Below are 26,208 nucleotides of genomic sequence, written 5' to 3'. Positions count from 1 at the left end.
ATAAAAAAAAGGCGGTCTAAAAAAACCAGACCGCCCGCACTATCAACTGGAACTTACCAACCGAGTGCTTGCTGTTGCTTCTGAATCAATTCCAAGATTCCTTTCTCTGCAAGCTCTAACATGGCATTGCACTGCTGGCGTGTGAACGGTTTTTCTTCAGCCGTTCCTTGAATTTCAATAAACTCACCAGCTTGTGTCATCACCACGTTTAAATCCGTTTGGCAATTTGAATCTTCTTCGTAGCAAAGATCGAGTAGGACTTCATCTTGATACATCCCGACCGAAATTGCTGCAACCAAACCCTTTAATGGGTCTTGTTTAATTTTTTTGTTGCTCAGTAACACATTCATCGCATCAACCAAGGCAACTGCTGCACCTGTGATTGCTGCAGTACGTGTACCACCGTCAGCTTGGATGACATCACAGTCAATCGTAATCGTGTTTTCACCCAACTTTTTCAAATCAACCATGGCGCGAAGGCTACGACCAATTAAACGTTGAATTTCCTGAGTACGACCTGTCTGCTTACCACGCGCTGCCTCACGGTCACTACGAGTATGTGTCGAACGCGGTAACATACCGTATTCAGCAGTGACCCAACCTTGACCCTGACCTTTCAGGAAGCGTGGTACTGAATTATCAATACTCGCCGTACACAATACTTTGGTATGACCAAACTCAACCAAAACTGAACCTTCTGCGTAACGGGTATAATTACGCGTAATTTTTACTTCACGTAATTGGTCTAATGCTCTTTGGTCAATACGCATAACGATTCCTTAAAACTATGGCTCAAATATCATTGCGCCATAGTATAGCTCAATTACACGTACTTTCAGTTTTACTTATTCGTTACAATTCACCAGTTTAAGCAAGCTTCAATTTTGCTTTCAGTTTGCTGAATGCTTGAGTTAGGTTTGCACCCACATCATTTGGCAATGAGCACTTCGCTAAACGTACCCAAACGGTCCAGAACTGTTTCATAAAGTTTGCTTCGTTATAGTTCACGCCATATTCAGCACATAAAGCTCTGATTTTTGGTGCAACTTCTTCATAACGATTGGCTGGCATATCTGGGAATAAATGATGCTCAATTTGATGGCTCAAGTTACCACTCATAAAGTGCATCCACTTACCGCCTGTAAAGTTACTCGAACCACGGATCTGACGTAAGTACCACTCTGCTTTGCTTTCATTTTCAGTGTTATCCGCTTCAAATGTTTCAGCATCTTCAGTAAAGTGACCATTAAAAATCACGGCTGATGACCAAAGATTACGAATAATATTTGCCACAGCATTCCCTGCTAATACAGGAATAAAGTTAATAGTCGCAATCGCTGGAAAGAACACATAATCTTTTAAGACTTGACGTTTAGCTTTCTTACGGAACTCAGCTGCATCTGCCCAAACTTGTTTCCACGTTTTGGTTTTATAAACCAAAGCATCTTCAAGATGCAGGTTTTGCACGCCCACATACCATTGGAAGAAGAACATCAATTGTAATGCCAATGGGATATTGAACAGATGACGCACTTCCCACTTCTGATCTTCCGTGACACGTAAGATGCCATATCCCACATCATGGTCTTTACCGACAATGTTGGTATAAGTATGGTGCATATAGTTATGGGTATAACGCCAGTCATTACCTGAACACGTATTATCCCAGTCATAATCTTCGCCACGTAAACTTGGATCATTCAACCAGTCAAACTGACCATGCATCACGTTATGACCAAGTTCCATATTCTCTACGATCTTAGACACACCAAGCATGGCTGTCGCCAACAACCATACTGGTGGGATCCAACCACCGAACATCAACATGCCACGTGATGCGATTTCGGTATAACGCACGAAATTACGTACTTTATAAATATATTTTGAATCTTGTTCACCTAGATTCTGCATCACATCTAAACGAATCTGTTCTACACGACGACCAAACTCTTCTATTTGCTCTGGTGTTAGATGAGCTGATTTTGATGCTGCTTTAAATTCTAATGCCATATTCATTGTGATAATCCTCAAATGTCTTTGTTTTTATAGGTCAATCGTGACTGGGCTAAGGGCTTGGCTCACACATAATTTGATCGCACGGTTTGGCTGATCATCAATTTCACCTGTGAGCACGTTTTGCGTTACACCACTGACTTTGGTACAGCTACAACGATTACATACCCCCATTCGACAACCATGTTGTGGACGTAATCCTGCTTGTTCTGCACTGCTTAAAAGATTTGTCGTTGCAATAAAGTTTTGTTGCGAACGACGGAATGTAATGTTCTGAGCTTCATTCGACTGTTCAAGTTGAACAGGTTGGAAAAACTCTTGATGGAAATTTTCGACTACACCATGTTGCGTATAAATTTCTTGTGCTTGGCGCATCATGCTGTGATGACCACAAGCATAGGCTTGCAATTCAGCAAAATTCGGAACCAATTGCTTTAATAACACACTATCTAAATGCTGCTTTTGTTCAGCAGTATTAAAAAAGTGATATTTCACTTGTGGATATTGCTGCGCCAAATCCAAAATTTCTTGGTGGAAGACTTCGGCACGGTTGAAGTACACCACATGTATTTCTTTTAACTGTTGTGCAATTGCTTGTTTCACTAATGAATAAATTGCAGTAATCCCAGAACCTGAGGCAATGAATACCGCAGGTTGCTGTCCTTGATGGAGTACAAAATCACCTTGTGCTTGAGAAATCTCAACACTTTCACCGACATGTAAAAGTTGTGCTGCACTTGATACAAGACCTTGTACTTTAATGCCTAAACGGATTTCACCTTGTTCAGTGATATCTATAATAGAGTAGCTACGTTGGTGATATACCCCTTGGATCATCAAGGTAATCAAAACACTTTGCCCTGCACATACACGAGAAAGGTCAAAGTTATGATTTGGTTTTAAGGTCAATAAAACCATATCTGTACTTAATGGACGCACAGCTGTCACTTCAGCAAGAATGCGTTTCCAAGCAAATGTTGGTTTTATTTTTTGCAAAACAAAATCAACGAAATCTTCTCTTACCCAATGTGGCTGATAACCTAACTTTGCGTTCATACGTTCCTCGTTTTGTATCTGGCTATTTATATTGAGTGAACAAATGTTCATGTAGTGAACATATGTACACTATATTTATTTGTGTTCACTGAGTCAACACTTGTTCACTAATTTTTTGAATATTTTTTATACTTTTTAATAAGCTTTTAAAAAGATTAAGAAAATGGTTTTTGATCACATGTATTCAGCCCTTCACCAATACATCTATGCATCTTGATTAAGAATCATCCTTTCCTGTTCAAATAACTAATCAGCTTTTTGATAAGCTGATAAAGACTTCTCAGCACTCAGATTGTTTTCTTCTTATGAGGCTTCGGAGGGGCTTCTCAAGACACAGTAGCTTTATTTAATCCCATATTCACAGCATAGCTGCGCATCTTCTTGGGAAGCTTTAAATACTTCTCAGGACAAAAGTTGCTTTGTTTAATCCTCATATTCACAGCACAGCTGTTCATCTTCTTGCGAAGCTTTAGACGCTTCTCAGGACAAAAGTTGCTTTGTTTAATCCTCGCTCAGGGCTAAAAAAATCCTGTTTTTTTTGCTAGACTCTGTTGTACGGTTTCAATGAGTCTTATTCATGTCGATTAGAGATGAACGAAAACAACAAAGTCGGCAGGCTCTACTAGATGCAGCACTCCACCTGAGTACTTCAGGGCGCTCATTTAGTAGTATTAGTTTGCGTGAAGTTGCACGTGAAGTTGGTTTAGTACCAACTGCGTTTTATCGTCATTTCCAAGATATGGAAGCTTTGGGGCAAGAGCTTGTTGACCAAGTTTCGCTGCACTTAAAAAGTTTGATTCATCAACTTGGACAAAGTTATTTACAGCATAGTGGCGGTGCGAAAACACGTACTAGTATTGAGCTATTTGTACAGGCAGTTAACCACAGCCCACAACAATGGCAGTTTATGATTGCGGAGCGTTGGGGTGGTTCAGAATCTGTTCGGATCGCAATCGCACGCGAAATTGAGTTTTTAATTGAAGACCTTGCTATCGACTTATGCAAGCTTGAGACCTTTAAGCACATCAAAGAAGCCAAAGATCTGCAAGTCTTATCCACCATCTTAATTAATATGTCATTTACATGGGCAATGACATGGATCAATTTACCAAAACAATTTACGATTGATCATCTACTGAAACAGCAAAACCTCTTTATTGATAATGCAGCGACGCAAGTACGCTTATTATTCCGCGGTATCTCAAATTGGGAACCACAAAACGCTTGATCATATCAAAGCTAAAGTTTGATATATAAAAGCATTGCTTAGCATTATGATTGTGTTCAACAATTATGCGATGCCGTTTAGAACACTATGAGGAGCTTATAAGCATCATGAATCCTGATCGTCATACCCAGTTCTTAATTCGTAAAGAAAAAATTTTGCAGGTTGCGGAAAAATTATTATTAGAAAACAACCAAGAAATGACCTTAGATGAACTGGTTGCCGAACTAGATATTGCTAAGGGCACTTTATACAAGCATTTTCGTAGCAAAAATGAATTGCTACTTGAATTAATCATTCAAAATGAAAAAGAAATTCTAAAGATTTCAGACCAGTACAACACTGACTTCAAAGAATACGCACCTCGCTATATGTTGCATCACCTGATGGCACCTAGTCGTACGATTTTGCTGCATCAGCTCGAAGAGCATTTAACGATGACCGAATCAAAGTTAAAGCATCTATTTGATGAGCTTTATGAAGTTCGCCAGCAACGGATTGTTTCTTTGAAAGATATGACTGAGAAATATTTAAAATCTCAGAACTATGATATGTCGATTCGTGACTATTTATCTTATATCTGGTCACTGACTTATGGCGCTGCATTGCTTTTAAACTCAAGTTATTATCAACGTTCAATTGGTTCACGTCAGAAATTAATCAACCTCTATGTCAGTCAAGCGCTCTCTTTGCCAACGCAAACCGTGCAAATTGATTTAAAAGAATTTCATCTCGACGAAAAGAATTAAAAGAAAAAGGACTGTATTAACAGTCCTTTTTTAATCTTTGCGAAACACAAATTATTTTGCTTTACGCTCTTTTTCCAATAAGTAATCAATAACTTGAGTCACTTTACCGTCTTCGCCCTGTACAACGTATTTACCGTTTACAACAACTGCTGGTACACCCGTCAACTGGTACTGTTGAGCCAATTTATTTGACTCAGCAATTTTTGCTGTGATCGGGAAAGAGTTAAACATGCTATTAAATTTCGCTTCAGGGACGCCATAACGCGCAAAGAATTTCGCTTGTGATGCTTGGTCAAAAATCTGCTGACCACCTTCATGAATCGCATGGAACAAAGGAATATGTGTTTTCTTACGCACGCCAAGCGCTTCAGACACGTAGTAACCACGCGCACCTTGTTCCCATACTTTGTTCATTGCCGCTGGTGTACGAAGGAAATAAACATCTTTTGGAATTTTCTTCAACCACGTTTGCATATGTGGCTCAAGCTTGAAGCAGTGCGGGCAACCGTACCAGAAAAATTCTCGAACTTCGAGCTGTCCTGCAGGTGCAGCTGTCTTACCTGGATTTGCAACCACGATATAATCTTTACCAGCAACAAAATCCGCAGCCATTGCATTCATTGAAAATGCCATTACAGCCGCACTTAAACCACCTAATACTAACTTTTTCATTGAGTTTGCTTTTCCTCTAAGCATTTTTCGTAAGTTTATATGCTAAATATAAAACAAACACGACCAATTCGTTTTGCTTCTGTGAAGTTTTTTATTGGATTTATCGCTTTTTTTTCTAGAATCGCTACACTACCAACAGATTAAACCGAAATAATCATCCTAAAATATAGAGGTGACACCATGTCGCAATTGAATGTTGACCCACAAGAAATCGCAAAATTTGAAGCACTGGCTGCCAAATGGTGGGATCAACATTCTGAGTTCCGCCCTCTACACCAGATTAATCCATTACGCTTAAATTGGATTGATGAACGTGTTGGCGGGTTAGCGGGCAAAAAAGTGATCGATGTCGGCTGCGGTGGCGGAATTTTGGCAGAAAGTATGGCTCGCCGCGGTGCAAATGTCCTTGGTATCGACATGGGCGAAGCACCACTTGCTGTTGGTCGCTTACATGCACAACAAGACAATGTGCAAAATATTGAATATCGCCAGATTCCAGTTGAGCAACTGGCTCAAGAGCAAGCAGGTCAATACGATGTAGTGACTTGCATGGAAATGATGGAACACGTTCCTGACCCTGCATCTATCGTAAAAGCTTGCCAAAGCTTAGTCAAACCCGGTGGTCATGTGTTCTTTTCAACCATCAACCGCAATCCTAAATCTTATTTATTTGCCATTATTGGTGCCGAATACGTGCTGCGTTTACTACCAAAAGGTACGCATGATTATCATAAATTTATTCGCCCTTCTGAAATGGCACATGATATTCGTAATGCAGGATTGACCTTAAAGGAAATGACTGGGCTTCATTATAATCCAATCACCAAACACTATTGGTTAGCACCAAATGTTGATGTGAATTATATGGTTCATACTACGAATACAGGTGCTTAATGAAAGCTGTTTTATTTGATCTTGATGGTACCTTAATCGATACTGCTGCGGATTTTATCCGCATCATCCAGCAGATGTGTCGTGATGAACAACGCCCTGTTGTTGATGCTGAGACCATTCGCACCCAAGTGTCTGAAGGTGCGCGTGCGATGGTCAAACTGGTTTATCCAGAATTAGATGTCACTGATCCTGTATTTTTAGCACATCGCCAACGCTTTTTAGATGTGTATGGTGACAATATTGTGGTCGATACCGATCTCTTTTTAGGGATGTATCCTTTGCTTGAGGAGCTTGAAGCACATCAAATTCCTTGGGGAATTGTCACCAATAAACCACGCAATTTAAGTGAGTCACTATTGGCAAAATTGAATCTCACTGAACGCTGTGCAGTGCTGGTTTGCCCTGAGGATGTCAGCAAGACCAAACCTGATCCTGAACCCATGTATCTTGCAGCAAAACAGCTCAATATTGATGTGCAAGAGATTATTTATGTAGGCGATCATCCGCGTGACATCGATGCAGGTCGTAATGCGGACATGTACACCATCTTAGCAGCTTATGGTTATTTACCTGTTGAATCACGTGACGATCTCGCAGCATGGCAAGCTGATGCCATTATTCAAACCATCCCTGAACTCCATCAACTGCTTAAACAGAAAATCACTGTTTTGTCAGAAAATCAGGGTATGATGGGTTAAACATTATTATATTGAAGATCATAACAGGAGGCATAACAATGAAATATTCAGAATATCAACCTCGTCCTGATCTATTAAAAGATCGTATTATCCTGATTACTGGTGCAGGTGATGGGATCGGACGTGCTGCTGCTATGAGTTATGCCCTTCACGGCGCAACAGTTGTTTTGCATGGCCGTACCCTTAATAAGCTCGAAGTGATTTATGATGAAATCGAAGGCTTAGGAGCACCCCAACCTGCGATTTTACCCTTACAACTTTCAACGGCTTCAAGCCACGACTATGAACTTTTAGTCGATACGCTTGAGCAACAATTTGGTCGCCTTGATGGCATTTTGCATAATGCAGGGATGCTCGGCGATCGAGTTGAACTTGCGCATTATCCTGTTGATGTTTGGGATGATGTAATGGCGGTCAACTTACGTGCGCCTTTTGCATTGACCCAAGCGTTGCTGCCATTACTTGAAAAATCGGAACACGCTTCTGTGGTATTCACTAGCTCAAGTGTGGGCCGTGAAGCACGTGCACTTTGGGGAGCATATTCTGTTTCTAAAGTTGCAACTGAAGCCATGAGCAAAATCTTTGCTGCAGAAAATACGTATCCAAACATTCGTTTTAACTGTATCAACCCAGGCGGCACACGTACTGCAATGCGTGCTAAAGCCTATCCTGAAGAAGATCCAAAAGTGCTTCCAACGCCTGATAGCATCATGCCAGCCTATCTCTACCTTATGGGTGATGATAGTTTAGAGATGAACGGGCAAAGTATTGATGCACAAGGTTAATTAATTTTATAGAATAATTCTAAATAACATTGAACACTGTCGTTAAAGATGTTGTTTTCAGCGAAAGGACTAAAGTCTCTTCATTATTTTAATCGAATAATGAATTGATCTTCACAGTTTCTCTGCATTTTTAACGTACAGTAGTTCACATGAGAGACATCCGAAATACATAAGGTGCATCATGAAAAAATTTTTCATTATCTTGATTTTAGGTTCAACGACCATCTTTAGCAGTATGGCTAGTTTTGCAGGTCCGCATTTTGATCGTGATGAAGATCAGCGTGGTGGTGGCTGGCAAAATGGTCGTGGCTTTGATCGTCCAGATGGTGAAAATCGTCAACGTGAACGTCGTATGCGCGAAGAACGTGGTGTCGAGCGTTTAAAACAACATCGTTGGCAAGCAGGCTATGTGATGCCTCAGCACTACCGTGGAAATGGTTATAAGGTTGATTATAAAGATAATAATTTACCAAAACCAGGCCGTAACCAACAATGGTATAAAATCAATAATGACTTTATTTTAGTCAATGCAGACGATAATAGTATTATCCGCATCATGGGCTTTTAAGCTTTTTTGATCATCCAATTCAATTAAAGTTGCCTCGTGAGTTTGAGAATAGATTTATCTTTTCATTTTTTTGGTTAGAATCAGATAAATTGATGTATCTCTGAGATGAACATGGCGAACCAAATGACTGAAACTTCAAATAGTACAACGCAAGATTATGTACATTGGTTTCGCCACTCTGCACCGTATATTAACGCGCATCGTGATAAAACTTTTGTGTTAATGTTTGGTGGTGAAGCCGTTCAACACCATAACTTTCAACATATTATTCACGATATTGCGCTGCTACATTCTTTAGGTATTCGCTTGATTCTCGTGCATGGAGCACGTCCACAGATCAATCAAAATCTACTCGAACGTCATATCGAAACACCTTTTCATCAAAACCGTCGCGTGACGACTCGCGAATCTCTTCGTGGTGTCATGAATGCTGTCGGCTCAATTCGCCTCGAAATTGAAGCATTGCTGTCGATGGGACTCGCCAACTCACCGATGTATGGTGCTCGCATTGATGTCGTATCAGGCAATTTTGTCACAGCCAAGCCGTATGGCATTCGTGAAGGTATTGATTTCCAGCTGACGGGAGAAGTTCGCTCCGTAGATACAGATGCCATTCAACGTCATTTAGACAATCACAATATTGTTCTGCTTGGTCCAACAGGCTATTCAACCACAGGGGAAGTCTTTAACTTACTCGCTGAAGAAGTTGCGACCAAAACTGCGATTGCTTTGAAAGCAGATAAGTTAATATTCCTTGGGGAAAAACAAGGGCTAATGAATGAGCAAAAACAGTTACTTCGTGAACTAAGTTCTCGGCAGCTTGAACCCTATATTCAACAAAATCAGCAACAATATCCAGAATTTGCTTTACACCTAAAGCAAGCACAACAAGCCTCTTTATCTGGTGTTCATCGCGTACATTTAATTTCTTATGCATATGATGGTGCTTTGATTGAAGAGCTATTTACCCGTGATGGTATTGGTACGCTGATTACCGATGCTCACTATGAAGAAGTGCGAATTGCCAATATTCAAGATGTTGGTGGTCTAATTAACTTACTTCGCCCTTTGGAACAAGAAGGTATTCTGGTTTATCGCTCACGCGAACGTCTTGAAAGTGAAATTGAACAGTTTGCAGTGATTGAACGGGACGGCATGATTTTGGCCTGCGCTGCACTATATCCGATTCCTGCTGGATCAAATGAAATTCGTTCAGCGGAAATTGCCTGTGTTGCTGTCGATTCAAGCTATCGGAAATCCAATCGTGGTAGCCAGATTTTGCAATTTTTAGAAATTAAAGCCAAGCAACAAGGTATTCAGCAACTCTTTGTTCTGACCACTCGGACAGCGCATTGGTTCTTGGAACAAGGCTTTATTCCTGCCAGCGTAGATGATTTACCGAATGCACGCCAAGCACTCTATAATTATCAGCGTAATTCTTTGGTGTTTAAAAAGACCCTAATATGAAGACTAAATATGGTGAAGAGATATGTTTATTTCTGATAAATAGCTCTCTTCATCATCATGATCTCTGCTTAACTAATAGATCAGAAATAAAAACCATCTAAACCAAAAATTAAAATTTAATATAAAAACAATACTTTATTTAAATAAAGTATTGTTTTTCTTATTCTAACTATCGATAAAGTTATGCAATCTTCTATTTTGCTTTTTTCATCATAAGCAAAGCCTAATTAGTTATTTTTTATGCAATAAAAAAAGTTTTAGCTTAGTTGCTCATCTTATTTAAATCTTTTGATTTGTCGGGGAGCGCAACTCACATGGCTATTTCTATTCATCGTTCATGGGCAACATCTACAATCATTGCAGCAAGTCTTGTTAGTGTAATGGGTGTTGCAGGTTGTGCAAAAAAACCAGAGCAGCAAGAGACAACAAAACAAGAAACCACAACATTAAATATCGGCTTTCAAAAGTATGGCATCTTGCCGATTGTTAAAGCAAAAGGTGAATTAGAAAAAAATCTTGCTGCTCAAGGTGTCACGGTGAAATGGGTGGAATTCCCTGCGGGACCACAACTATTGGAAGGACTGAATGTAGGTAGCGTGGTATTTGGCGAAGCAGGTGAAGCACCGCCAATCTTTGCTCAAGCCGCCAATCCCAATCTGGTCTATGTCGCGAACCAACCTGCAGCACCACAAGCCGAAGCCTTGATCGTACAAAAAAATTCTCCTATTCAGTCCATCCAAGATCTGAAAGGTAAACGTGTGGCGCTGAATAAAGGTTCCAATGTTCACTATCTTCTACTCAAACTCTTAGAAGCAAACAATCTCAGTTTAAAAGATATTCAAGCCGTTTATCTTCCACCAGCGGATGCCCGCGCGGCATTTGAAAAAGGTGCTGTAGATGCTTGGGTGATTTGGGATCCATTTTTCGCCGCAGCTGAACATCAAATTCATGCGCGTGTCATTGCAACAGGGGAACAGTTTGTCAGCAATCACCAATTTTATTTGGCTGATCGTCAATTTGCTGAGCGTCATCCACAGGTTTTAAATACGGTGGTGACAACACTCAATCAAACGACAGATTGGGTCAAAACCCGTCCTGACGATGCAGCAAAATTACTGGAAAAACCAACAGGGCTTAAGTTTGATGTTTTGAAAAGCTCAATTTCACGTATGGGTTTCGGAGTTCAACCCATCTCTAATAAAGTTGCAATAGAACAGCAATATGTTGCCGATGCTTTCTTCGCACAAAAACTGATTCCCAAGCAGCTTGTGATTCAAGATGCCGTATTAAAGAACAACGTTCAATAATAGGAGAGCATCATGACGTTGTTAGCGAAGATTTCTGTTCTTAGTTTACTGATCTCTGCATTTTTACTCAGCGGCTGCCAAAAAACTGAGCCGCAAAGTACGGAGAAAGTAACTTCAGCCGAAGAAAATACGGCGGTCAAAACCCTGTCTATTGGCTTTCAGAAATCATCACTGAATTTATTGGTAGCTAGACAGCAACAACTGCTTGAGCAAGCATTTCCGAACGCCAAAATTGAATGGCGTGAATTCCCAGCTGGGCCGCAAATGTTAGAAGCACTTGCCGTCGGTGCTATCGATTTTGGCTATGTGGGCAATACCCCACTAATCTTTGCTCAAGCTGCAGCAAAACCGTTGAGCTACGTGGCTTATGAGGTGGTTGCACCCACAGGCCAAGCTGTATTGGTTCATGCCAACGATAAAATAAATACCCTGCAAGATTTAAAAGGCAAGCGAGTTGCGGTACAGAAAGGCTCAAGTGCACACGAACTCTTGGCTAAAACCCTGCAAAAAGCGGGGCTGTCTTGGCAAGACATTCAACCGATTTGGTTACCTCCTGCCGATGCACGCGCGGCCTTTGATAAGCAGGCCGTAGATGCGTGGGCAATTGGGGAACCCTACTTAGGAACTGCAGAGTTACAAGGCCATACAAAAACTTTGGTCGATGGCTCTGCTTTTCCAACCACTTATTCTTTTTATATCGGCAATCCTGACTTCATTCAAAAGCATCCAGATTCAGCGCAGAAACTCATTAACAGTGTAAATAGCGCAGATCTACGGATTGTAAAGCATCAAGATCAAGCCTTACAGATTTATGCACAAAGCACAGGTCTCAGTACCCCTGTCGCCCAACAAGTTCTCAATAAACGTCCAAAACCTTCACCTGTATATGCACTCAACAGTGAAGTGATCACAAGTCAGCAGCAAATCGCCGACTTATTTAAACAAGAGCAACTCATTCCTGTGCACATCAATATTCAGCACAGCGTCTGGTCTGCCCAATAGTCATACTTTTCATTTTATAAGGAACATCGACATGAATATTTTCTGGTTTATTCCCACTCATGGTGACAGTCGTTATTTAGGCACCAGCAAGGGTGCTCGTCAGGTCGATCATGCTTATATGAAACAGATTGCCGTTGCCGTGGATAATCTCGGTTATGCAGGGGTATTGATTCCGACTGGCCGTTCTTGTGAAGATCCATGGATCACTGCAGCAAGTCTGATTGATGCGACTAAGCAACTTAAGTTTTTGGTAGCACTACGCCCGGGCATTACCACACCTGCACTTGCGGCACGGATGGCAGCTACTTTTGACCGCCTTTCCAATGGTCGTATTTTGCTGAATCTGGTGACTGGCGGTGACGAACAAGAACTGAAAGGTGATGGTCTATATGAAGATCATAGTACCCGTTATCAAACCGCATCCGAATATGTCAAAATCTGGCGTGAAATCCTGACTCGCTCACATACGGGTGAATCATTTACATTCCACGGCGAACGCCTCAGTGTCGATGACGCCAAACTGCTCTACCCGCCTGTACAGCAGCCTTATCCCCCCCTGTGGTTTGGTGGCTCATCAGAAGCAGCAACCGAACTGGCGGCAGAACAGGTCGATACCTATCTGACTTGGGGTGAACCTCCTGCTGCAGTAAAGAAGAAAATTGAATATCTCCGTGCTAAAGCAGCTGGCAAAGGTCGCACACTTACTTATGGCATCCGTTTGCATGTGATTGTGCGCGAAACCAATGAACAAGCATGGGCCGCCGCCGATGAACTGATTCAATATCTGGATGATGCCACAATTGCGGCGGCACAGAAAAAATTTGCGCAGATGGACTCAGTCGGTCAGCAACGTATGGCTGCACTACACGGCGGACGTAAAGATCAATTAGAGGTATCTCCGAATTTATGGGCAGGCATTGGCTTAGTTCGTGGCGGCGCGGGTACTGCTTTAGTCGGAGACCCTGAAACAGTTGCCGCACGCATTCAAGAATATGCTGATTTAGGCATTGATACCTTTATTTTCTCTGGCTATCCACATTTGGAAGAATCAATCCGCTTTGCCGAATTGGTGTTCCCACTACTCCCACTTAAAACTCGTGAAAAATTGGCACAACCTCATCTCACAGGTCCATTCGGAGAAATCATTGCCAATAACTATGTGCCCGAAGTGAAAGTGCCAAAAACCTTGGTCAAGGAGGATGCATGAGTACAAAACCTTTTTTGAAGGATGTTTCACGTGGAACACAAAGAATAGGTAAAGGTCTACTGCCATGGTTATTCCCAATACTGTTGATTCTGATTTGGCAAACAGCATCTAGCTCTGGGTTGCTACAAAATCGAATATTACCTGCCCCAACTGCTGTTGTGAGTGCTTTCTGGCATTTGCTAGTTAGTGGCGAACTTTGGCAGCATGTCAAAGTCAGTGCAGGTCGGGCGCTACTCGGTTTATTAATTGGTGGTGGACTCGGTCTGATACTAGGACTACTCAATGGCTCATCGCGTGTGGCTTCAACCTTGCTGGATACTACCCTGCAAATGATCCGTAATATCCCTGCACTAGCACTAATTCCACTGGTGATTTTATGGTTTGGTATTGATGAAACTGCCAAGTTATTTTTGGTTGCGATCGGCGTGTTTTTCCCGATCTACATCAATACTTATCATGGTATCCGCTCCGTCGATCCACAGCTCATCGAAATGGGTAAAAGCTACGGTCTGAATCGTTGGCAGCTTTATCGAGACATTATCTTACCAGGTGCGATGCCCTCGATTTTAGTTGGACTGCGCTTTTCTCTAGGTTTGGTTTGGGTACTCTTAATCGTTGCAGAAACGATTTCAGCACAGTCGGGAATTGGTTATATGACCATGAATGCACGCGAGTTTTTACAGACCGATATTGTCTTAGTCGGTATTTTACTCTACGCCCTACTGGGTAAATTAGCAGATGTATTAGCACAAGCACTAGAACGCTATCTATTGCGTTGGCATGCAGGGTATCAAAAATAAAAGGCACAGAAACATGAGTAACTTAAATTTAAACTTTTACGATAACAGTCTCATTCAACCAATAACAGAACCAGAAACTTCTACAGTACCCGCCAATGGCGCTGATATTTTGATTGAGCAACTGTATAAATTTTATGGTGATGTCAAAGTTCTTGAGGATTTAGACCTCAACATTCAAGCGGGTGAATTTGTTGCTATTGTTGGACGCAGTGGTTGCGGCAAAAGTACGCTACTGCGTTTGATTGCTCAGTTAGAAAATGTCAGTTATGGAGAAATAAAATTTCAATCTGCTCGCAATTTCCCTGAGGGCATTACGAGCGCTGATATTCGCGTGATGTTCCAAGATCCTCGATTATTACCGTGGAAAAGTGTTCTGCACAATGCTCAACTTGGTTTAGCTAAAGAACAATATGCGCTTGCAGCAACACTATTAGAAAAAGTAGGCTTAAAAGACAAAGCCAATCAATGGCCAGCACAGCTTTCTGGTGGACAGCGCCAACGTGCTGCTCTTGCACGCGCACTTTCACATACACCACGTATTTTATTGCTGGATGAGCCATTAGGCGCATTAGATGCTTTGACGCGTTTAGAAATGCAAAATTTGATTGAACGTCTATGGAAGGAACAAGGTTTTACTGCAATTTTGGTCACACATGATGTCAGTGAAGCAGTGCAATTGGCAGATCGAATCATATTGCTGGATCAAGGTCATATCGCACGGAATTTCCAAGTAGACCTCCCCCGTCCCCGCAAAAAAAGCATTGCTTTCGCTCAGCTTGAACAACAAGTACTTGATGCAGTTTTAGCAACCTAAGACTGCTTTTTATATGTAAAGACATGCTAAATAATAGAATTTCAGTGTTCTTGCAAGACCAACACAGATTAATTTTTTACAAAATATGTATTCATATATTGAGATTTCAAGAATTATCAATTACGTAGGAAATTTTCATTTCATCGTAAAGTTTTTTTTCGACAAAAAAAATGCGTTATTGTGCACAAATCCGACAAATTATCTTACAATGTCAATGACATTTTTTGAATCAAGCTCTCAGATGGAACAGAAAAAAAGTACACAAAAGCGCAATCAATTGCTGAATGCTGCCCTGGATGTTTTTTCCGTCTATGGGTTCAGTGGTGCAAGTTTGGATGAGATTGCACAGCTTGCAAATATGCATAAATCGAATATTTTCTATTATTATGAAAATAAAGAGTCTCTTTACGTTGAAGTTCTTACAACAGTTTTACAGAAGTGGCTTGCTCCTTTGCAAACCCTTGAGTCAGAACTTGAGCCCACTGAAGCATTAACACACTATCTAATTCAAAAATTAGAAAGTTCAAGGGATCAGCCAAAAGCTTCTCGTTTATTTGCATTAGAAATTATTCAGGGTGCTCCGCATATTCTACCTATTTTAAAAGGTCCTTTGAAAAAGCTATTTAAGCGTAAAACCAAAGTGATCCAAACTTGGCAAGAACAAGGCAAAATTGCAGCAGAAATCGATCCTGAATTACTCATTATTAATATATGGGCAATCACTCAAAATTACGCAGATTTTTCTACACAAATGGAAATGGTCACAGGGAAAACCTTACGCAATCGCAGTATGTTTCAACGCACTATCGAACACACCGTGCATATGATGTTGTACGGTGTATTGCCACGTTAATTTTTTGCTGAGAAACAACCTTAATTCTAATGGTTGAGATGCAATAAAAAAGCGACTTCGATAGTCGCTTTTTTTTATTCAATACATGAGAATGTTATTAAGTTGATCTAAACAAAATAATGGAACAATGATCAATAAATATATGAAGCATGAAAAATCATGGAAAAACCTGTCCCCGTGCGTAGAATACAGAAACGACATTCACTAGAACATTGATAATAAATGCAAAATCTCAAGGATGTAGTATAAACTGTATTGTGTTAATTTTAGGATATCTACACTATTTCAGATATTCCTTAAGTCTAAATTAAAGTATTTTTATTAACTATAAAAACGTGTTAAAAAACAAACTATTAATTAATTAGAAATGCAAATGAATACCTTAGATGAACACACTTTATTTACATGTCGATATCAACCTATTTCTTTTGTTATGGTTATATTTTTGATCACGGCAATTTTTACGTTATCAATGAATTCCAATATGGAATTTAACACGGTTAATAACTTAAATGATCTTATTGAATTTCTTATAAATCAAAACATTTATGGATGGTTTTTTTTAATTTTTATATTGATAGCTTCGATCTTATTTATGAATGCTAAATTAATCATTACGACCAATAAAATCTATGTAAATAGTTTTGGATTTTGTATTCGCCAGATTGCTAACAAAGAACTTGTCCAACACATTCGGCTCTATGCCTCTTTTGCATCACGTATAAATATATTACGTCCAATGTCCAAGAAATGTTTAGATTTTAATGAAAAGTTAAAACTAAGCAGTTTAGGGTTTTGTTTATTGCCAGAATATCGTGATTTTTATTTAATGAAACACTTAGATTTAAAACAATTTACTGAAATAGACAGAATAAAAATAATTCAGGTCTTGGAGGAGTATTGGGATCTAAATCCTAAAAAATTTGTAGGGCGTGAAGAATTGGTAAGACTCAAGATGCAACATAAACTAAGGTAAAACTTACTTCCATTTAACACAATAGCCGTTTATATGAATTAAATAAAAAATTTATTTCAATGGGTTACCAACAATATAAAGTTTACCAGCACACACTACAGCCTTAGATCGTTTCATTTAAAAATGCGCCTGATACAACGCCAATAATTTTTGTGCGCCAAACAATAGGTTTTCTTCCCAATCCAGATGCGCGGTATCATTGGCGCCATCTGTAATATATTTGACTGAGATCAATCGTACTCCCAGCTTTTTACACACTTTAGCCAAGGCGTAAGCTTCCATATCGACTAAATTACAGCTGACTTTTGGTACGCCTGTTTCAAACGAATCACCCGTACCACAGATTCCTTTTGGTAAGGATTCAAAGTGGGGTTGTGCATGAATCTCTGCTGGAAAATGCTCATCCATCGGTGTCACCCCAACAGCAAAACCTAAAGGTGAAACATCCATATCGCGCTGCACGAAAGTAATCACCTCAACTAGACTATGAGCATCGAAGTGCGAACTGCCTGCACTGCCTAAATTGATCAGTGTTTTACAGCCTGTTTTTTGAATCACTTCAAAGGCCTTGAATGCCGCATTAATTTTGCCAATACCACTGTAGTGGACATCTATTCCTGCTTGCTCAAATAAACCTTTTGACTCATTTGGCAACGCCATAATCAGGGCAATATCAGCATTCATAAAGGACTCTTTTCAATCAGAATAAACAAACATGGCCTAAATTTAACAAAAAACATGATACTCGGAAATGTCGTCCGCAACTGTTCGAGACAGGGCTCCATTTATAAGGAGTTGTTTATCCTGAAATTGGATGAGAACAAATAAGATTCCATCAAGATAATTGTTTTTAAAAAAACTAAAGATATAAACAGAACTCAGGCTACATAAAAAGGTGTGCTTCGGCACATCTCGGTATTATTGCATCTTCTGCTGTAAGGCGACTAAACAAGGAGAGAAAAATAATTGACCGCTATACGCCCCCGCTATGGTTTTCTTCACCACCAATACCCACAAGCCAACCAACAATACACTTAAAACCACCGCCACATACTGTAAGAAGTCGATATGTAACTGATGTGCTAAGTTAAAGATTGCTAAAACAAACACGCCGAATGGGAACGTTAACCCCCACCAACCGAGATTAAATGGTATACCTGTGCGTGTATGACGTAAAGTTGTAAGAATTGCAATTCCAAACCACCACAAACCAAAACCTAATAACACCAAACTTGCAACGATGCCTAAGGCTGGAAGTAATACTGCTAAGCCATCAAAACCCATCACTTGCATAATTCGTGGCGCTTGCTCACCAAGCAATAATAACGCTAATGCTCCCGTTCCAATCGGTCCTAAACATAACCAACTAGAAATCGCGACTTCTTTCTCTGGCAATTGGTGCAAGGCCAAACGCAACATTAAAATGGTTAAGATCGCAAAAGCAGGTAGTACTGAAATCCCCCACAACACATAACCAGTGATCAAGATCGCTAAAGCATGTTGGTCAGCAGCTAAATGTTGCAATAAAAGACCAGCAGAACTGGCTGCAACTTCACACGCCACTATCGGGAGTAACCATACTGCCGTCATACGATGTAGCTGATGATCTTGGCAGCTAAACATACAAAACGGCACAATCCATGCGATCATCACTGCGAGCAAAACATCGAGATACCAAAGGTATTCAGCAATATGTATTGCAATATCCCCATAGAGATGAATACCAAAACTGAGGAAACCATTGGCAATAGTGGCTAAACCCATTGGAATAGCGCCTAAAAACAAGCTCATATTGGGATGATTAAAAATCTGTTTTGCTTCATTTGGAAATAAAATCCAACGTAAAGCATAAAGCACGCTAAAAGTGCTAAATAACAAAATATTAAACTGCCATAATTTAGTCGCAAGCATAAACAAAACAGATGAAGCAAAAGGGAGCTGTGCTAAAATCATTGCGACAACGCCTGTTCCCATGGTTGCAGTAAACCAGTTTGGGGTAAAATGGCGAATCACATCTCTGCTCTGTTCTAGCTGATAAAATGGCTTTTTCATCTCTATCTCGATATAAAGCAACGATAGCGTTATATTAAAAGAGATTTTAAATAAGTAAAATTGATTTATTTTTATTTAATGAATAAATTAAATTGATATAAAAGTTTTAAATATTGAAATTTTTCTGTGTAAAAACACAACAACAAGACGAAACGCCGAGATTATGGCAATATATAGCCTTTGCAAAATTCACTGTATTTAACGCCCATGAAGTTGCTTCGTCTCAACGCATTATCGCCAGATTTTCAGTTACCTCCGACTGCGGTAACGATTGGCAATTTTGATGGTGTCCATCTCGGTCATCAGGCGATGATTGCTCAATTGCAAATGTTAGCCAAAGCACAAGGCTTAAACACATTAGTCATGATTTTCGAGCCGCAACCACTTGAATTTTTTAAAGGTTATGACGCACCTCCGCGCATTAGCTCATTACGTGAAAAAGTCGAATATTTAACTGAACTGGGTGTCGATTACATCGCAGTCGCAAAATTTGATCAATATTTTAGAAGCCTCAGTGCAACACAATTTGCTGACTTGCTCAAATTAAAACTCAATGCACAAAGTTTAGTGCTGGGTGATGACTTTCATTTTGGTAAAGATCGTCAGGGCAATAGCGAATTTTTACGTGATTATGGTTTTGATGTCACAAATTTAAATACCGTTGCCTTAAAAGGTGAACGCGTCAGTTCTACCCGTATTCGCCAAGTGCTACAAGAAGGTGATCTTGCTTTAGCTGCAAAACTACTGGGTCGTCCTTATAGCATTACAGGTCGAGTGCAATATGGAGATCAGATTGGTCGTACTCTTGATTTTCCAACCATTAATGTGCGTTTAAATCGCCATAAACCCTGTTTAAATGGCATCTATGCAGTAGATGTGGTCTGTGAAAACGCGTCATTGAGTGAAAAAATTAAACATTCAGATCCTGCGCTCAACGGTATTGCAGGATATCAAAATGATAGTTTATTTGGTGCAGGTCATGTGGGGACACGTCCTGCCATCCAACAAGCACAGCCAGAATGGCGATTAGAAGTACATTTCCCTGATGTTTCTGCTAATCTGTATGGCTTATTGATGCGGGTGACTTTTCTTCACTATTTACATGGTGAATTGAATTACCCTTCGCTTGAAGCACTCAAAGTCGGAATTGATGATGATGTACAAAAATTACGTGATTATCGTAGTCGTACTTCAGAATTTCCTTTTTAAATTTAATTTTCATTTGTAATACATGTCAGTTTACAAACTGATCAAACTGGAAGAAAACTTGCATGAGCGATAAGCAAACTCCTGAAAATGCAGTGGATTATAAAGCCACACTCAATTTACCTCATACTGAATTTGCGATGAAAGCAAACTTAGCTGTGCGTGAAGCTAAATGGTTAGAAGAGTGGTATGCCGACAACATTTATCAGCAGATTCGTGAATCGCGTATTGGCAAGAAAAAATATGTACTGCATGACGGCCCTCCATATGCCAATGGTCAAATCCATTTAGGTCATGCAGTCAATAAAGTTTTAAAAGACATCATCATTAAAAGCCGAGTTTTAGATGGCTTCGATGCACCGTATGTACCGGGCTGGGACTGTCATGGTTTACCAATCGAACTGAAAGTTGAAGAAAAAGTCGGCAAAGTCGGTGTTAAAGTTGATGCTTCAACTTTCCGTAAAGCATGCCGTGAATATGCCTATTCACAAGTTGAGCTACAAAAGAAAGACTTCGTGCGTATGGGGGTATTTGGTGACTGGGACAATCCTTACCTTACCATGAACTTCAAACAAGAAGCGGACATCGTACGATCACTGGGTGCAATTGCCAAAGCTGGTCATATTGAACCGGGTCTAAAACCAGTCAACTGGTGTATGGACTGTGGCTCTGCACTCGCAGAGGCGGAAGTTGAATACGAAGATAAAAAATCGGATGCGATTGATGTTGGCTTCAGCGTTGTTGATCTAAAAGATTTAAGCACACGTTTGAATGTTGATGTGCAAGATGCAACTGATATTGTGATCTGGACCACTACACCGTGGACTTTGCCTGCTAACCAAGCTGTAGCACTACACGCTGAAATCGACTATCAATTAGTTCAAGTGACCACTGAACGTGGCACGCAAAACTTTATTCTAGCTAAAGATTTAGTTGAATCTGCGATCGAACGCTACAAACTAGAAAATCCAGTGGTACTGGCTGATTTTAAAGGCGCGGCAATCGAAAATCTGTTATTGCAACACCCACTGTTAACAGATCGTCAAGTACCTGTGATTTTAGGTGAGCATGTCATCGCAACAAGTGGTACAGGTGCTGTTCATACCGCACCCGGCCATGGTGTGGACGACTATAAAGTCGGTTTACAGTACAATCTAAAAGTAGATAATCCAGTGGGCGGCAATGGTGTTTATTTGCCAACAGCTCCGATCTTTGCTGGCGAGCACATCTATAAAGCAAATCCTCAAATCATTGAGGCGTTGGGTGCAATGGGTCGTTTATGGGCACACCAACCCATTAAACACAGCTACCCACACTGCTGGCGTCATAAAACACCAATTATCTTCCGTGCAACACCGCAGTGGTTTATCAGCATGGATGCCAATGGTCTACGCCAAAATGCCTTGAATGCGATTGAAAATGACATCGAATTTGTGCCTGATTGGGGCCAAAGCCGTATTCAGTCGATGATCGAAGGTCGTCCTGACTGGTGTATCTCACGTCAACGTACTTGGGGCGTGCCAATCCCATTCTTTGTACACAAAGATACCAATGCATTGCACCCACGCACGCCTGAGTTGATCGAAGAAGTGGCTAAACTAATCGAACAAGAAGGTATCGATGGTTGGTATAACCGTGAAGCGAGAGAGTTCATCGGTGCTGATGCAGAACAATATAATGCAGTACGCGATACCTTAGACGTTTGGTTTGACTCTGGAACTACACACTACGCTGTGCTGCGTGAACGTGATGACCTACAAGATCCAGCAGACTTATATCTTGAAGGTTCAGACCAACACCGTGGCTGGTTCCAATCTTCATTGCTGACCTCAATTGCAATCAATGAACGTGCACCATATAAAGGCCTACTCACCCATGGTTTCGTGGTTGATGAGAAAGGCCGTAAGATGTCTAAATCATTGGGTAACATCATTACCCCACAAGACATTATTAAAGATATGGGTGCGGATGGTTTACGCTTCTGGATTGCTTCAGCTGACTACCGTTATGAAATGACGGCAGGTAAGGAAATCTTTAGCCGTGCCTCTGATGGTTATCGTCGTATTCGTAATACTTTACGTTTCTTATTGGCGAACTTAAATGGTTTCAAACCATCTACAGATGCGCTGCCAGTAGATCAGTTAATTGCATTGGATCAATACATCTTACAACGCGCTGCTGAGGTTCAAAAAACTATTCAGCAAGCTTATGAAGAGATGAATTTCCATATTGTGACCAATGCACTGACTAACTTCTGTATCAATGACTTGGGTGGTTTCTACCTCGACATCATCAAAGATCGTCAATACACCACCAAAGCAGATTCTCAAGCACGTCATTCTGCTCAAACAGCGCTGTATCATATTGTTCAGGCCTTTGTTCGCTGGATGTCACCAATCCTAAGCTTTACTGCACAAGAGGCTTGGCCGTTGATTCCTGAACAAACAGGAAAATATGTATTTACCGCTGAATGGTATGACATCCCAACTGCATCAACTGCAAACCTGCTTTCAGAAGCAGATTGGCAAACATTGATTAGCGTAAAATCAGCAGTAAATAAACAGATTGAAGCTGCACGCAACGCTAAACTCATCGGCAGTAACTTATCTGCCAAAGTCGAACTTTGGGCAGATGAAGCATTACAGACATTGTTAAATCAATTGGCCGATGAATTGCGTTTTGTCTTGATCACATCTCAAGTCATCGTTCACCCTTATGCTGAACAAGGTGAAAGCACAGATCTTGCTGGTCTGCGCGTCTAAGTTTCAGCAGCAGATGGTGAGAAATGTGTACGTTGCTGGCATGTATTGCCTGATGTAAATACACATGTTGGTCATGCAGGTTTATGCGCTCGTTGTATCATCAACGTCACTGGTGGTGGCGAAGTGAGAAAGTATGCCTAATTCACAAGCAAAAAAAGGCTTGTTTCAGTTTTATCCGCACAATTTACTTTGGCTTGGACTTTCAGTCCTTGCCATTGTGTTGGATCAATGGACAAAATGGATTGCCAGTACACATTTAAATTACGCCGATCCAATCCCAGTTTTACCATTTTTAAACTGGACTTTACTGCATAACTACGGGGCTGCTTTTAGCTTTTTATCAGATGCGGGTGGTTGGCAGCGTTATTTCTTTACCTCTTTAGCGGGTATCGTATCGATCATTTTTGTGTTTTGGTTAATGCGTATGCCGAAGAAAATGGTGATTTTACCGATGGCTATTGCCTTGATTCTGGGCGGTGCGATTGGTAATTTGATTGACCGCGTCAGCCTAGGCTATGTCGTCGACTTTATCCATGTGTACTACCAAAACAGCCACTTCCCTGCTTTCAATCTTGCAGATAGTGCTATTACTTTAGGGACTATTTTACTGTTGATTGATACTTTCTTCTTAGAGAAGAAACGCAACCAAAATGCGGATGCATAAGATGAACGAAATTATCCAACCTAACGAAGAAATCCGTATTCAAGACGGCTCAAAAGTTGACTTACATTTTTCTGTATCCATTGAAAATGGTGTTGAAATCGACAACACTCGTGGACGCGAAGAACCTGTAAATCTTGTGATTGGTGATGGTAACTTACTGCCAGGATTTGAAAAGGCATTATTTGGTTTACGTGCAGGCGATCGTCGTACTGTACATTTACCGCCAGAAGATGCATTCGGTCCTTGGAATCCTGAAAATATTCAAACCTTCGATACCGTCAAATTTGAACAACGTCCAATTGTTGGTCACATGATTGAATTTGAAGATAAGGCCAAAGCAACCTTGTTTGGGATCGTAAGATCGGTCAATGATGACATTACTGAGATTGATTTTAATCATCCATTAGCAGGGAAAAATATTACCTTTGAAGTTGAAATTTTCAAAGTCACCCCTGCAGGTCAGCAAGGCATCAAATTGATGTAACAAAAAAGCTCTCAAATGAGAGCTTTTTTTATCACCTAAAAAAAGTATAAGATCATTTAAAGGCATTTATTTTTAAAATCAAAGCAATAACACAGGAATTTAAATATGCTGATTTATATTATTGTTGGTAGTGTTCGGGAAGGTCGTACAGCGATCAAAGTCGCCAATTGGGTACAACAAGCAACCACTGAACTCGCATTAAAAGATATTCAAACAGAAATCGTCGATCTTAAGAAATGGGACTTACCGCTATTTGCAGGTTCTCACCCACCTGCGACAGGCATCTATGATCAGCCAAAACAGCAGCAGTGGGCGGATAAAATTGCGCAGGCACAGGCGTTTATTTTCATTAGCCCTGAATATAACCATGGCTATAGTCCAGCACTGAAGAATGCCTTGGATTATGTTGGTAAAGAATGGCAAGGCAAACCAGCAGCCTTTATCGGCTATGGTTCAACCAATGGTTCACGTTCAATTAGCCAAATTCGCCAAGTAACCTCAAGCTTAGGTCTAATTGATCCAAATGCAGTGATTGAAATTCGCGACATCTTTAAACGTAATAAAGACGAGAACTTTGATGCCAATGAATTTGAAGTGAAAGAATTAGCGGCTCTCGTTGCCAAATTACAGAAATATCATATCGCTTAGTTGTACGCCTAAGCGTACGTTGATCAGGTAGATTCACTTCTGTTCCATTTCTAGCTTGATCGCTAATATATGAAGCATAGAGAGACAGGAAGTCTCATTGAGAATAATAAAACACACAGGACGTGGTCGTTAATAGAATATCAACGACATAAACTGAATATGAAGAAGCCCCGTCAGGATGATGGGGCTTCTTTTTATCTCTCATTTTTAAACGCGATTTAAAGACTTTTTAGGTAGGTAATCACTTCACTATGCTCTGCCATTTCTGCAAGCTGTAGCGCTGTATATTCGCTTTTATAGGCCACATCCGCACCTTTAGTCACTAACAGCTTCACTACCGCTAAATGATCATTCTCGGCAGCAGCCTGTAACGCGCTATAGCCTTCATCATCAGTCTGGTTTTGGTCTGTCCCCTCTGCTAATAGTTGCTCGACTTGTTCCACATCACCTAAAGATGCCCAATACACCAGTTCAGGCAAATGCAGTTCGTCATCATTTTCAGGGAGGGGAGAAAAAGAGTTGAGTTTCATTTACTTCCTCAAATTTAAAAAACATTTGTTTTCGTTCCATCAGAATGACAGAAGCAATATATTCATGAAGCACTTTACGATAAAGTTCTACAAAACTTGTTGAGATTCCATAAATAATACCCCCAATAAATAGTCTTGATGAATCTAGATAATCACTAAGAATATCCACAACATCAATTCGCTACTACTCCTCATCAACTGTGTAAAATTTTAAAGATAGGCTAGCTATACTTCATACCCTGATGCTTCACTCTTCCAGCGTTCTCCACATAACATTACAAACTAATCCCATTCACAATCGACCAATGATACGGCATCAGTTCTCTTAACTGTTTAAATAGCAATCTATTATCCAGTGTACTTACTGCAACTTGAACATCACCACCCCAATAAGAAAGCCGTTCTTGGCAAATCCCACAAGGCGTTAAAATTAGAATATTTGCATTTTCTGACTCTCTACAGATACAGAGAGAATGAGTAACTTTTTCATTGATTTTGTATGCCTCTAAGCATGCGCCAACTTCCATACAGAGTGCTAATGCATCATTCTGCGTTTCAGGAGCAACACTTGTTAGAATTTTTCCGCTCTCTGTAGCTAATGCCGCAACACCACCCCAACCTGTAGGATAACGCCTCACCATTAATGCTTTTGCAGCTTGAAATAATTTCTGTTCCATTTTGCCTCCTAACAGAGTTATAGCCTCTCGATTCTTATTATTGATATCTCATAATTGTTGCTTTTACACTTTTATTTATGTTGTTTTATGATTCAATAA

At 40.4% G+C, this 26,208-nt stretch carries 26 protein-coding genes and 1 pseudogene; 19 read left to right on the top strand and 8 right to left on the bottom strand.

Features of this window, described 5'->3' with window-relative positions:
* Positions 1-53: 53 nt before the first annotated feature.
* The 3 genes from rph to B4237_RS16640 form a co-directional block, all read right to left on the bottom strand.
* Positions 54-770, bottom strand: coding sequence for a ribonuclease PH (gene rph, locus B4237_RS16650; protein ID WP_004882145.1), 717 nt, complete (start codon positions 768-770; stop codon positions 54-56).
* Between the two features lie 97 nt (positions 771-867).
* Positions 868-2,010, bottom strand: coding sequence for a fatty acid desaturase family protein (locus B4237_RS16645; protein WP_286944022.1), 1,143 nt, complete (start codon positions 2,008-2,010; stop codon positions 868-870).
* Between the two features lie 33 nt (positions 2,011-2,043).
* On the bottom strand, positions 2,044-3,069 hold the full coding sequence (locus tag B4237_RS16640; protein WP_061519141.1) for a ferredoxin reductase: 1,026 nt from the start codon (positions 3,067-3,069) through the stop codon (positions 2,044-2,046).
* 577 nt (positions 3,070-3,646) lie between these two features.
* Here B4237_RS16640 and B4237_RS16635 point away from each other — a divergent pair.
* Positions 3,647-4,297, top strand: coding sequence for a TetR family transcriptional regulator (locus B4237_RS16635; protein ID WP_286944014.1), 651 nt, complete (start codon positions 3,647-3,649; stop codon positions 4,295-4,297).
* 107 nt (positions 4,298-4,404) lie between these two features.
* Positions 4,405-5,043: a TetR/AcrR family transcriptional regulator gene (locus tag B4237_RS16630; RefSeq protein WP_004882156.1), complete on the top strand. Its 639-nt coding sequence runs from the start codon at positions 4,405-4,407 to the stop codon at positions 5,041-5,043.
* 51 nt (positions 5,044-5,094) lie between these two features.
* On the opposite strand, the gene B4237_RS16625 is transcribed toward B4237_RS16630, so the two are convergent.
* Positions 5,095-5,715 carry a thiol:disulfide interchange protein DsbA/DsbL gene (locus B4237_RS16625; RefSeq protein ID WP_007478185.1) on the bottom strand — a complete coding sequence of 207 codons (621 nt, stop codon included), beginning with the start codon at positions 5,713-5,715 and terminating at the stop codon, positions 5,095-5,097.
* Positions 5,716-5,895: 180 nt separating this feature from the next.
* Between B4237_RS16625 and ubiG the strand changes: the two genes are divergently transcribed.
* The 12 genes from ubiG (at position 5,896) to B4237_RS16565 (ending at position 17,086) form a co-directional block, all read left to right on the top strand.
* Positions 5,896-6,609, top strand: coding sequence for a bifunctional 2-polyprenyl-6-hydroxyphenol methylase/3-demethylubiquinol 3-O-methyltransferase UbiG (gene ubiG, locus B4237_RS16620; protein WP_004882158.1), 714 nt, complete (start codon positions 5,896-5,898; stop codon positions 6,607-6,609).
* On the top strand, positions 6,609-7,307 hold the full coding sequence (locus B4237_RS16615) for an HAD family hydrolase (RefSeq protein WP_286944011.1): 699 nt from the start codon (positions 6,609-6,611) through the stop codon (positions 7,305-7,307). The genes ubiG and B4237_RS16615 overlap by 1 nt, the downstream gene beginning before the upstream one ends.
* A gap of 38 nt (positions 7,308-7,345) precedes the next feature.
* Positions 7,346-8,092 carry a YciK family oxidoreductase gene (locus B4237_RS16610; protein WP_004882160.1) on the top strand — a complete coding sequence of 249 codons (747 nt, stop codon included), beginning with the start codon at positions 7,346-7,348 and terminating at the stop codon, positions 8,090-8,092.
* Between the two features lie 181 nt (positions 8,093-8,273).
* Positions 8,274-8,660: an RcnB family protein gene (locus B4237_RS16605; protein ID WP_007478180.1), complete on the top strand. Its 387-nt coding sequence runs from the start codon at positions 8,274-8,276 to the stop codon at positions 8,658-8,660.
* Between the two features lie 111 nt (positions 8,661-8,771).
* Positions 8,772-10,127 carry an amino-acid N-acetyltransferase gene (gene argA, locus B4237_RS16600; RefSeq protein ID WP_061398202.1) on the top strand — a complete coding sequence of 452 codons (1,356 nt, stop codon included), beginning with the start codon at positions 8,772-8,774 and terminating at the stop codon, positions 10,125-10,127.
* Positions 10,128-10,441: 314 nt separating this feature from the next.
* The gene (locus B4237_RS16595; protein WP_286944007.1) at positions 10,442-11,434 is read left to right on the top strand and encodes a sulfonate ABC transporter substrate-binding protein; all 993 of its coding nucleotides are present in this window, start codon (positions 10,442-10,444) and stop codon (positions 11,432-11,434) included.
* Positions 11,435-11,446: 12 nt separating this feature from the next.
* A complete protein-coding gene (locus B4237_RS16590) occupies positions 11,447-12,436 on the top strand; it encodes an aliphatic sulfonate ABC transporter substrate-binding protein (protein ID WP_286944005.1) in 990 nt (329 codons plus the stop codon).
* Between the two features lie 31 nt (positions 12,437-12,467).
* Positions 12,468-13,643: an FMNH2-dependent alkanesulfonate monooxygenase gene (gene ssuD, locus B4237_RS16585; RefSeq protein ID WP_286944003.1), complete on the top strand. Its 1,176-nt coding sequence runs from the start codon at positions 12,468-12,470 to the stop codon at positions 13,641-13,643.
* Positions 13,640-14,443, top strand: coding sequence for an aliphatic sulfonate ABC transporter permease SsuC (gene ssuC, locus B4237_RS16580; RefSeq protein WP_061515839.1), 804 nt, complete (start codon positions 13,640-13,642; stop codon positions 14,441-14,443). The genes ssuD and ssuC overlap by 4 nt, the downstream gene beginning before the upstream one ends.
* Positions 14,444-14,456: 13 nt before the next feature.
* Positions 14,457-15,257, top strand: coding sequence for an ABC transporter ATP-binding protein (locus B4237_RS16575; RefSeq protein ID WP_286944000.1), 801 nt, complete (start codon positions 14,457-14,459; stop codon positions 15,255-15,257).
* Positions 15,258-15,498: 241 nt separating this feature from the next.
* Positions 15,499-16,110: a TetR/AcrR family transcriptional regulator gene (locus B4237_RS16570; protein WP_061393549.1), complete on the top strand. Its 612-nt coding sequence runs from the start codon at positions 15,499-15,501 to the stop codon at positions 16,108-16,110.
* A 595-nt stretch (positions 16,111-16,705) separates the two neighbouring features.
* The gene (locus tag B4237_RS16565; protein ID WP_227512936.1) at positions 16,706-17,086 is read left to right on the top strand and encodes a hypothetical protein; all 381 of its coding nucleotides are present in this window, start codon (positions 16,706-16,708) and stop codon (positions 17,084-17,086) included.
* A gap of 117 nt (positions 17,087-17,203) precedes the next feature.
* On the opposite strand, the gene B4237_RS16560 is transcribed toward B4237_RS16565, so the two are convergent.
* On the bottom strand, positions 17,204-17,770 hold the full coding sequence (locus B4237_RS16560; protein ID WP_278594961.1) for a 5'-nucleosidase: 567 nt from the start codon (positions 17,768-17,770) through the stop codon (positions 17,204-17,206).
* Between the two features lie 234 nt (positions 17,771-18,004).
* Positions 18,005-19,138 carry a TDT family transporter gene (locus B4237_RS16555; protein WP_278594960.1) on the bottom strand — a complete coding sequence of 378 codons (1,134 nt, stop codon included), beginning with the start codon at positions 19,136-19,138 and terminating at the stop codon, positions 18,005-18,007.
* A 207-nt stretch (positions 19,139-19,345) separates the two neighbouring features.
* On the opposite strand from B4237_RS16555, the gene ribF reads away from it, so the two are divergent.
* From ribF to B4237_RS16530, 5 genes and pseudogenes are all read left to right on the top strand, one after another.
* On the top strand, positions 19,346-20,347 hold the full coding sequence (gene ribF / locus B4237_RS16550; protein WP_007478164.1) for a bifunctional riboflavin kinase/FAD synthetase: 1,002 nt from the start codon (positions 19,346-19,348) through the stop codon (positions 20,345-20,347).
* A 62-nt stretch (positions 20,348-20,409) separates the two neighbouring features.
* A pseudogene (gene ileS, locus B4237_RS16545) lies at positions 20,410-23,247 on the top strand (isoleucine--tRNA ligase).
* A complete protein-coding gene (lspA, locus tag B4237_RS16540) occupies positions 23,240-23,770 on the top strand; it encodes a signal peptidase II (RefSeq protein ID WP_007478162.1) in 531 nt (176 codons plus the stop codon). The pseudogene ileS and the gene lspA overlap by 8 nt, the downstream one beginning before the upstream one ends.
* Position 23,771: 1 nt before the next feature.
* On the top strand, positions 23,772-24,254 hold the full coding sequence (locus B4237_RS16535; RefSeq protein WP_278594958.1) for an FKBP-type peptidyl-prolyl cis-trans isomerase: 483 nt from the start codon (positions 23,772-23,774) through the stop codon (positions 24,252-24,254).
* Between the two features lie 105 nt (positions 24,255-24,359).
* Positions 24,360-24,902 carry an NADPH-dependent FMN reductase gene (locus B4237_RS16530; RefSeq protein WP_278594957.1) on the top strand — a complete coding sequence of 181 codons (543 nt, stop codon included), beginning with the start codon at positions 24,360-24,362 and terminating at the stop codon, positions 24,900-24,902.
* 218 nt (positions 24,903-25,120) lie between these two features.
* On the opposite strand, the gene B4237_RS16525 is transcribed toward B4237_RS16530, so the two are convergent.
* Both B4237_RS16525 and B4237_RS16520 read right to left on the bottom strand, forming a co-directional pair.
* Positions 25,121-25,432, bottom strand: coding sequence for an ankyrin repeat domain-containing protein (locus B4237_RS16525; RefSeq protein ID WP_278594956.1), 312 nt, complete (start codon positions 25,430-25,432; stop codon positions 25,121-25,123).
* A gap of 275 nt (positions 25,433-25,707) precedes the next feature.
* Positions 25,708-26,109 carry a cytidine deaminase gene (locus B4237_RS16520; protein WP_278397628.1) on the bottom strand — a complete coding sequence of 134 codons (402 nt, stop codon included), beginning with the start codon at positions 26,107-26,109 and terminating at the stop codon, positions 25,708-25,710.
* Positions 26,110-26,208: the final 99 nt, after the last annotated feature.

Origin of the sequence: Acinetobacter sp. UBA6526, from assembly GCF_002434875.1 — a bacterium.
Classification (GTDB): Bacteria; Pseudomonadota; Gammaproteobacteria; order Pseudomonadales; family Moraxellaceae; genus Acinetobacter; species Acinetobacter venetianus.
The sequence above is the reverse complement of the archived record's forward strand: the minus strand, read 5'-3'. Positions and strand labels throughout refer to the sequence as shown.

Excerpts from the sequence above, each read along its gene's own strand:
- rph (WP_004882145.1), bottom strand. The coding sequence starts at position 770 with ATGCGTATTGACCAAAGAGCATTAGACCAATTACGTGAAGTAAAAATT.
- B4237_RS16645 (WP_286944022.1), bottom strand. The coding sequence starts at position 2,010 with ATGGCATTAGAATTTAAAGCAGCATCAAAATCAGCTCATCTAACACCA.
- B4237_RS16640 (WP_061519141.1), bottom strand. The coding sequence starts at position 3,069 with ATGAACGCAAAGTTAGGTTATCAGCCACATTGGGTAAGAGAAGATTTC.
- B4237_RS16635 (WP_286944014.1), top strand. The coding sequence starts at position 3,647 with ATGTCGATTAGAGATGAACGAAAACAACAAAGTCGGCAGGCTCTACTA.
- B4237_RS16630 (WP_004882156.1), top strand. The coding sequence starts at position 4,405 with ATGAATCCTGATCGTCATACCCAGTTCTTAATTCGTAAAGAAAAAATT.
- B4237_RS16625 (WP_007478185.1), bottom strand. The coding sequence starts at position 5,715 with ATGAAAAAGTTAGTATTAGGTGGTTTAAGTGCGGCTGTAATGGCATTT.
- ubiG (WP_004882158.1), top strand. The coding sequence starts at position 5,896 with ATGTCGCAATTGAATGTTGACCCACAAGAAATCGCAAAATTTGAAGCA.
- B4237_RS16615 (WP_286944011.1), top strand. The coding sequence starts at position 6,609 with ATGAAAGCTGTTTTATTTGATCTTGATGGTACCTTAATCGATACTGCT.
- B4237_RS16610 (WP_004882160.1), top strand. The coding sequence starts at position 7,346 with ATGAAATATTCAGAATATCAACCTCGTCCTGATCTATTAAAAGATCGT.
- B4237_RS16605 (WP_007478180.1), top strand. The coding sequence starts at position 8,274 with ATGAAAAAATTTTTCATTATCTTGATTTTAGGTTCAACGACCATCTTT.
- argA (WP_061398202.1), top strand. The coding sequence starts at position 8,772 with ATGGCGAACCAAATGACTGAAACTTCAAATAGTACAACGCAAGATTAT.
- B4237_RS16595 (WP_286944007.1), top strand. The coding sequence starts at position 10,442 with ATGGCTATTTCTATTCATCGTTCATGGGCAACATCTACAATCATTGCA.
- B4237_RS16590 (WP_286944005.1), top strand. The coding sequence starts at position 11,447 with ATGACGTTGTTAGCGAAGATTTCTGTTCTTAGTTTACTGATCTCTGCA.
- ssuD (WP_286944003.1), top strand. The coding sequence starts at position 12,468 with ATGAATATTTTCTGGTTTATTCCCACTCATGGTGACAGTCGTTATTTA.
- ssuC (WP_061515839.1), top strand. The coding sequence starts at position 13,640 with ATGAGTACAAAACCTTTTTTGAAGGATGTTTCACGTGGAACACAAAGA.
- B4237_RS16575 (WP_286944000.1), top strand. The coding sequence starts at position 14,457 with ATGAGTAACTTAAATTTAAACTTTTACGATAACAGTCTCATTCAACCA.
- B4237_RS16570 (WP_061393549.1), top strand. The coding sequence starts at position 15,499 with ATGGAACAGAAAAAAAGTACACAAAAGCGCAATCAATTGCTGAATGCT.
- B4237_RS16565 (WP_227512936.1), top strand. The coding sequence starts at position 16,706 with ATGAATGCTAAATTAATCATTACGACCAATAAAATCTATGTAAATAGT.
- B4237_RS16560 (WP_278594961.1), bottom strand. The coding sequence starts at position 17,770 with ATGAATGCTGATATTGCCCTGATTATGGCGTTGCCAAATGAGTCAAAA.
- B4237_RS16555 (WP_278594960.1), bottom strand. The coding sequence starts at position 19,138 with ATGAAAAAGCCATTTTATCAGCTAGAACAGAGCAGAGATGTGATTCGC.
- ribF (WP_007478164.1), top strand. The coding sequence starts at position 19,346 with ATGAAGTTGCTTCGTCTCAACGCATTATCGCCAGATTTTCAGTTACCT.
- lspA (WP_007478162.1), top strand. The coding sequence starts at position 23,240 with ATGCCTAATTCACAAGCAAAAAAAGGCTTGTTTCAGTTTTATCCGCAC.
- B4237_RS16535 (WP_278594958.1), top strand. The coding sequence starts at position 23,772 with ATGAACGAAATTATCCAACCTAACGAAGAAATCCGTATTCAAGACGGC.
- B4237_RS16530 (WP_278594957.1), top strand. The coding sequence starts at position 24,360 with ATGCTGATTTATATTATTGTTGGTAGTGTTCGGGAAGGTCGTACAGCG.
- B4237_RS16525 (WP_278594956.1), bottom strand. The coding sequence starts at position 25,432 with ATGAAACTCAACTCTTTTTCTCCCCTCCCTGAAAATGATGACGAACTG.
- B4237_RS16520 (WP_278397628.1), bottom strand. The coding sequence starts at position 26,109 with ATGGAACAGAAATTATTTCAAGCTGCAAAAGCATTAATGGTGAGGCGT.